The sequence below is a fragment of the Actinophytocola oryzae genome, assembly GCF_004364325.1.
GTDB lineage: Bacteria > Actinomycetota > Actinomycetes > Mycobacteriales > Pseudonocardiaceae > Actinophytocola > Actinophytocola oryzae.
Genome location: NZ_SOCP01000049.1, coordinates 1 through 1495 on the forward strand (window position 1 = coordinate 1; position 1495 = coordinate 1495).

The following is a 1495-nucleotide window of genomic DNA, read 5'->3' on the forward strand; positions in this document are numbered from 1 at the left end:
TACGGCAGCCGCAGTTTGCCGTGTTGGCTATGTTTGCTGGTCGCGGCGTAGTCGGGTGCGGTGGTGGTACCAGCGGGCGCGGGCTTGGTGGCGTCGTCGCCACCAGGTCCAGTGCAGGTGGTGGCTTTTGGGTAGATGCCGGCGGGTGACCAGGGTGAAGAGTCGTTTGATCTCGGCGACGGTGAGTGCGATCAGGCCGAGGTCCTCGGGTGGCTGTTCGTCGGGTGTGGTGGGCAGGATCGGTGCTGGCGCACGGGTTTTGGCTTGGGCAGCGGTGATGGCGCAGACCGCGAGCGCGGCCAGAGTGAGCACGATGTGGCGCAGCAGCGCGGTGTAGAGGCGGACTTGGGAGTGGTCGAGTCCGAAGTGGTCTTTGCCGAACTCGAACCCTTCCTCGACCGGCCAACGCAAACACGCGACACGGACCAGGGTCATCAGCGTGTCGGGTTGGCCAGCCGGGATGTGACAGTAGTGGTAGGCCAACTCCCCAGTGGACAGGTGTTTGCGGATCAGCAGGTAGTGGCGTGGGCTGGTGGTCGCCAGCCAGGCCCAGGCGTAAGCGCGTTCGCCCTTTGAGCCGGTCACCGAGCAGACCTGCCACCGCTTCCTGTTCTTGCGGCCGGACAAATGTGTGGTCATAGCGGTGTCAGCACGTATCCGATGACCGGACCTGACCTCGATGGTGAAGGCGCACCCGACGCGCATCACATACCCGATCCCGTGGTCTTCCAAGAAAGCGCGGAGTTTCCCAGCCCGGCCGTAGACCTCGTCGCCGGCGATCCACGGCGGGACCGTGCGGTCGGCGATCATGTCCGCGAGAAGATCTTGCGCCAACTGCGACTTGGTCCTGAACACCACCGTGGCCGGGATACCCAACACCTTGCGGCGCTCGACGTCGGCGAGTTGTTCTTCGGGCACGTAGATGCGGGCGCCGATCAGCGCGTGCCCGCCTGGAGTGGCGTAGGAGCAGTAGACCGTGTTCACGCCGTTCGCGACCCGGCCCGCGCAGCCCATGTACTGCCGTTTGGTGCCCGCGGTCGATTCTCCCTGCTTCTCCTGACCGGACTCATCCAGCGCTCCCACCCGCAACGACTGATCACCGAGTTGCTCGACCACGAACCGTCGCACCACACCCTGGACACGGTCGTGATCCCACACCGCCTGATTCAGCAGCCGCTGCGTCCGATCTGGCGTCTCGTCCCCGACATGCTCGGCGATGGTCCACCCGTTCTTGCGTGGCAGATCACTCATCAACCCAGCCATGTACTTCCCAGCCTGCTCAAACGGCTTCCTCCGCGCGAAACACGGTCTCAACCGGCCGTGCAACACGCCGAGATTCGCCACCGCCCGCTCACCCTCTACGATGACAGCCGCAGCCGCCTCACGATCTTCTTGCGTCACAACTTGATGATCATGAGGCGGCTGCTTCCATGATCACTCGGGCCTAGTCAAGCCTCTGACCAGCAAAGATCACCAAACTGCGGCTGCCGTACTA

Annotated in this window: 1 protein-coding gene; it reads right to left on the reverse strand. The window is 64.1% G+C overall.

Features of this window, described 5'->3' with window-relative positions; all coding sequences use genetic code 11:
* Nucleotides 1–27: 27 nt before the first annotated feature.
* A complete protein-coding gene (locus CLV71_RS47360; RefSeq protein ID WP_208298080.1) occupies nt 28–1401 on the reverse strand; it encodes an IS701 family transposase in 1374 nt (457 codons plus the stop codon).
* Nucleotides 1402–1495: the final 94 nt, after the last annotated feature.